7 protein-coding genes are annotated in these 5,129 nt (G+C 38.9%); 1 reads left to right on the plus strand and 6 read right to left on the minus strand.

What is annotated here, in order from left to right:
• Positions 1-231: hypothetical protein (locus HN459_06345; GenBank protein MBT3479068.1), on the plus strand; the 231-nt coding region annotated here is incomplete at its 5' end.
• A 343-nt stretch (positions 232-574) separates the two neighbouring features.
• Here HN459_06345 and HN459_06350 read toward each other — a convergent pair.
• From HN459_06350 to HN459_06375, 6 genes are all read right to left on the minus strand, one after another.
• A complete protein-coding gene (locus HN459_06350; protein ID MBT3479069.1) occupies positions 575-1,960 on the minus strand; it encodes a hypothetical protein in 1,386 nt (461 codons plus the stop codon).
• Positions 1,961-2,195: 235 nt separating this feature from the next.
• Complete coding sequence (locus HN459_06355; protein MBT3479070.1) at positions 2,196-3,140, minus strand: hypothetical protein; 945 nt, start codon at positions 3,138-3,140, stop codon at positions 2,196-2,198.
• Between the two features lie 98 nt (positions 3,141-3,238).
• Positions 3,239-3,553, minus strand: coding sequence for a rhodanese-like domain-containing protein (locus HN459_06360; GenBank protein ID MBT3479071.1), 315 nt, complete (start codon positions 3,551-3,553; stop codon positions 3,239-3,241).
• Positions 3,550-3,990, minus strand: coding sequence for a GNAT family N-acetyltransferase (locus HN459_06365; protein MBT3479072.1), 441 nt, complete (start codon positions 3,988-3,990; stop codon positions 3,550-3,552). The genes HN459_06360 and HN459_06365 overlap by 4 nt, the downstream gene beginning before the upstream one ends.
• Positions 3,983-4,762: a hypothetical protein gene (locus HN459_06370; protein MBT3479073.1), complete on the minus strand. Its 780-nt coding sequence runs from the start codon at positions 4,760-4,762 to the stop codon at positions 3,983-3,985. The genes HN459_06365 and HN459_06370 overlap by 8 nt, the downstream gene beginning before the upstream one ends.
• Before the next feature lie 4 nt (positions 4,763-4,766).
• Positions 4,767-5,129, minus strand: a 363-nt coding sequence (locus HN459_06375) for a penicillin acylase family protein (GenBank protein ID MBT3479074.1), incomplete at its 5' end; no start/stop codon positions are given.

Raw genomic sequence — 5,129 nt, forward strand, 5'->3', positions numbered from 1 at the left:
CAAGATGCGGATGTGGCACGGTCCATGATGGTTTCGTATAAAGAGACCCTTACGAGCGTATCAGATAATATAGTCAATGGATGTATTTCAGGAGAAATTACTCTGGGCGATGAATCAAAAACAGTATCTTTGGCGCTTTATGCTCGTTATTTAAAACGAATTGGGGCTCATTTAAAAAATATCACTACTGTTCTCGTTAACCCCTTTGATGCTGTCGGCTATAAACAATAATGAAAAAATGTATTTGGCTATATCTTTCTTCTTTCGGGATTGTGTTCTGAGTTCAGTGTCCAGGAAAACTCAAATGAAGGAGCCGGTTACAAGCTGTAGGCAGGCATACCGCACCTTATTAGTGGATCTTGTATAATTCTCTGTATTTTAGTAGATATGGAAAGATAGGCCCTGTTTACCTTAAGTGGTGCAGGGCTTTTCTTTTTCAGTTAGCAACGTTTTGGAGGGATGTGATCTCAAAACACTTGTTAAGCATAATTTAAAAAGGAGCAATATCTACGATAAAGTACCCTATAAAATTAACCTGTCTATTTCTCATATCCTTTGAGGACTTGACAATAATCTATTGTTCCAAAATAAGATTAACAATTTGAACAATATCTAAAACATTAATGGATCCATCATTATTTACATCTGCAAATGAATTGTAATCATCATCTAATACAATGGATACAGTGAGAACAACATCTAAAACATCTATAATGCCATCATTATTAACATCACCTGGGATTCCAGTTGTGGTTCCAGAATAAACATATGCTGAACCAGTGTGACTTTCAGTATAGCCCTTTGCTCCAACAACAGTAACATCTCCATCAATGGCAACAGAAGCTCCAAACAGGTCGAATTCTGCTCCATCACTAGCAAGAAGTTGATGTATTTCTTCACCAGTGTGCGCATTGTAAAAATAGGCAGACCCTGAATCGAAGCCGCTGTCGTCATCCTCCTGAGAGCCGATAGCGACCACCCCGTTGTCGATTGATATGGAGATGCCGAAATGGTCCCGGTCCCAGACTTCATCGGGGAAGATAAACTGGTGCTGCTCTCCCGTTGAGGCATCAAAAATATAGGCAGCTCCAGAGAAATCCCATACAACGCTCCTGGATGGAGCTCCCACGGCCACAAGACCATTATCAATATCGACAGCATCAGCGAAATGCCCGCCCAGATCTCCATTTAAATTCAAAATATCCGGTTGAAATTCGTTGAGTTGATTCCCTGTTGATACATCAAACAGATGGGCTTTGGCATAGATAAAGCCTTCATTAAGGTCAAAGAAAGTACGCGCTCCGATTACAACTAGTCCGTCGTCCATTGCGATAGATACACCAAAGGTTTGATAGTTATTGCCAGTAGGTGGTAATAGCTTGTCCAATTGATTCCCTGTTGTCGCATCAAAAAGATACGCTGCTCCGGAACCATCGCCATGCTCATCAGCTCGCCAAGCTCCAACAGCAACAATGTCATTATCGATGGCGATTGAGTTTCCGAACTCGTCGTTTGGCTCTGCGTCATTAGGCGTAAGCTTAAAGAGCTGATTACCCGTGGATGCATCAAAAAGATATGCAGCACCTGCGTTTGTGCCATTTTCGTCATCTGCCCTAGCCCCCACTGCCACAATGCCATTGTTTATGGCTATAGAAAAACCGAATTCAGCACCCTCTACACCGTCTAACGGAAGGAGTTTTACGATTTGCTCACCTGTGGAAACATCAAATAGATATGCGGAACCGGAATTGGTCCCGTTGTCATCATCGAAAGGTGCACCAATAGCAGCAACGCCGTTGTCCAATGAAATGGAGTGGCCGAATTCATCACCAGATGCGCTATCAGTAGCAGTTAATTGAATATCTTCATAAATTGTATCACCCCTTATTGGATTAAAGGCAACACAAAAACCAATTAGCAATATCAACGAATAAGTTCTCAGTTTATTTGTTATTTTCATAATAAAAGATCCTTTTCTTTTGTTCCTTTGATTATTAAAGAAAGACGATTAAGAGACTTCAAACCGCCTTACGAATAAACTCACCGGCGAGGTCATTTCTTATTAACACTTCCGCACCTTAACACTTGAACACACCGCCAAAGGTGGAATAAGGGGCTACTAGCCTGTTTGTGTGGTGCGGCACTTTACGTAGTGTTGCCAAGGACAATAGATTCCTAAGTCCAATCCTTTTTATTTAGAAATCAAACTGAAAATTCAATACGATTGAATTTTCTGAATCCCCATCTTCCGGAGCCTTGACTCTAACTGTAGGTGCAATGGTTATGCCTTTTCCAGCAATGTAATGAATACCTGCAATAATCGCCTGAATTCCATCGCTATCTTTTGATGTATCGGCATCATCTTGATCTAATCTGGCCAAGATGGATAATTTATCATTGATTTTATATGTGGCGTATATGCAGAAAATTTGCCCAGACACATCCTCTTGAATTTTTGTGTCAAATTCAAGTCCACCGCGGAAACCGTTTCTGGCATAACCGGTAAATACACCCCACACATTTGTATTTTCTGTAGGAAGTGAATCCTTATCGTAGGGTTCCATTGAAAAACTTAAACCTCCATTAAAACCATCTTTATTGTTCAATTTTGATTCACCATAGACCGCATGGATTGACAACTTTTTATGGGAGTCTGATTCTGCTTTTTTATAGCCGCCGCCATTTGTGATAAGGGCACTGGTAGATACGGGACCAAATGATCGACTCAGGCCAACACCCAGGTCAGCAGATGCAGAATACCCATAGGTGTCCATCGGCATTTTATCAATGAATCGATGCCCCCATGTATTTTCCATGGTTTTGAACATATTCATACCCTGCATGCCTAAAGAGACATCTCCAAAACTTGTTTTCAATTTAACCATCGCCACTTTTAAAAATGCTGTGTATGCGCTACCGCCATCGTTGCTTCCAATATCATAGGTTACTTTGTAAGACACAGGTTCACTAACATCATTAGCTAGGGTCAGATATGCACGTTTCATATTGAACGCGTTTGTACCATTTTCAACTAATTCTGTAGAATGGTTAAAAAAGACAACTCCATTCACATTGCTTTGTGAAAATAAAGCTGTAGAAACCAAATAAATAAAAGTCAAAAGCCTCGTTATATCTTTCATTGTGTCACCTTTTATTTAGGTCGATTTTTTTAAGATGAGAATCCGTAATGAGATCGTGAAATTAAATACATTGTGTTAGAGTTTTGTTAAGGATGTCATTAATACACGGGCACTTCTGGATCAACCTCCAACGACCAAGCATGAATACCGCCTAGAATATTGATGGCATCAATTCCTTGTTGCTGCAAATAAAGAGAAGCTTGTGCCGAACGTATTCCCGAATGACATAATACATAAACAGGCTCATCTTTAGGAATCATTTCTAATTGATAAGGAATTGCCATCATTGGAATGTGCTTAAACCCTTTGATCGATGCCATTATGAGTTCTCTTTCTTCTCGAACATCCAATAATGTAAATTTTTTATTATTGTCTAAAACTTGTTTTAATTCTTGTACCGTGATTGATTTCATACCTCAATATATCCAGTTTTATGGGGACCAATATTAGAGAGATCAAATTCATCTCCAACAATGATAAATCCCATTTTTTCATAAAAACCAAAAGCGCTCACTCGAGCATTGCACCATATAATATCTGCATCCGTCTCGTTTTTTAAATAATGAATCGCGCCCTTTAACACTACGGTGCCAAACCCTTTCCCTTGCTCTTTTTTCTCAGTTGCCATGCCCCGTAATCGATATCCTTTTCGAGTTGGTATTGCTTCAAAATATTCTTTATAAACAGAAGCAACACTAACGATATTTCCATTATTTTTAACGATAAAATGAGCTGAGCTCAGGAAATCGTCTTCCGGTAAAATTGAATCTTCAAATGGTAAATTTGGACGTAAAATTTTATGTCGAAGAGGGCGAACTACATTAGATAAAACACGTTCTACTTTAAACATGTATTCCCATCGGGTTGTCTGTGATAATAGATTTGATATTATTTTTCTTACACCATGTCATTGCGGGTTGAGTATTTATTGTCCACAGTATTAAGGGGAGTTTATGGTTTTGACTCATTTCAATAATCTCATCATCTACCAAATCTCCTCGAGGGTGAAAAAAATCCGGATGAATCCAATGGGTTACCCAAAGCCATTCTATATCTTGCAAAATAAAACCAACAGAAACATTGGAATGAAAAATCCGGAAATAAGCTACCACAATCGGGTTAAATGACGAAATCATAAATGGGTGATTTATGGTCTTATTTCGAATTATTTTTCCCAATGATTTTGCGGCTGACATATCAAATAACTTCCTCGTTTTTATTTCAATATTGAGAAATATTTTTTCAGGTATTGTGCTGAGAACTTCAAAAAATGTAGGCATAGATTGTGTATTGTTTCCATGAGAATACACTCCAGTTTTTATAGAATTCAACTCTTTCTCATTTTTTTGGTGAATCCACCCTTGACCGCTTGTCTCTCTTTCTAAATCAAAATTATGAGAGCACATGAGTATCCCATCTTTAGTTTGTATCAAGTCTATCTCGATAGCATCAAACCCATGGTCCACTGCCTCTTTATAAGATGAGATTGTGTTTTCGGGTGAGTGGGTTTTTAAGCCACGATGGGCCATGACTTTTGGTGGATTAGGCCTAAGTCTTGCTCGCCAAAAAAATCGATACCTTACCCCAAGTAAAATAACAAGGATGATGAACAGAGGTAACATTATCCTATTTGGGAGTTAAAATAAGATGGCGAAATAAATGGGCGTTCTTCTCAGAGCGAATAAAATCTTCATTAAACCAAGTCGTTCGATATTTTCCACTATGATACATTTCAGCTTGATCTCTATAATGTGGACTGCTCGGTATTCCTGATTGCCCCGTGGGTAAAATAAATTGGGTCTCATTCATTTTGCTAAAATCCACAATCCGCCGCATAGAAGCCCCGGCTGTTTGGTGATAAGGTTTATTAAATGAATACCCACCAGCATTGGGCGTTTTGTCTGACCCGCCTGATCGATACGGTCCTACATTTAAATTAAATAACTTATCCAATATTTTTACTTTAGATAACATGTGAGGGTGGGTTAA

This window comes from Candidatus Neomarinimicrobiota bacterium, assembly GCA_018647265.1.
In the GTDB taxonomy this organism is placed as follows: Bacteria; Fidelibacterota; Marinisomatia; order Marinisomatales; family TCS55; genus TCS55.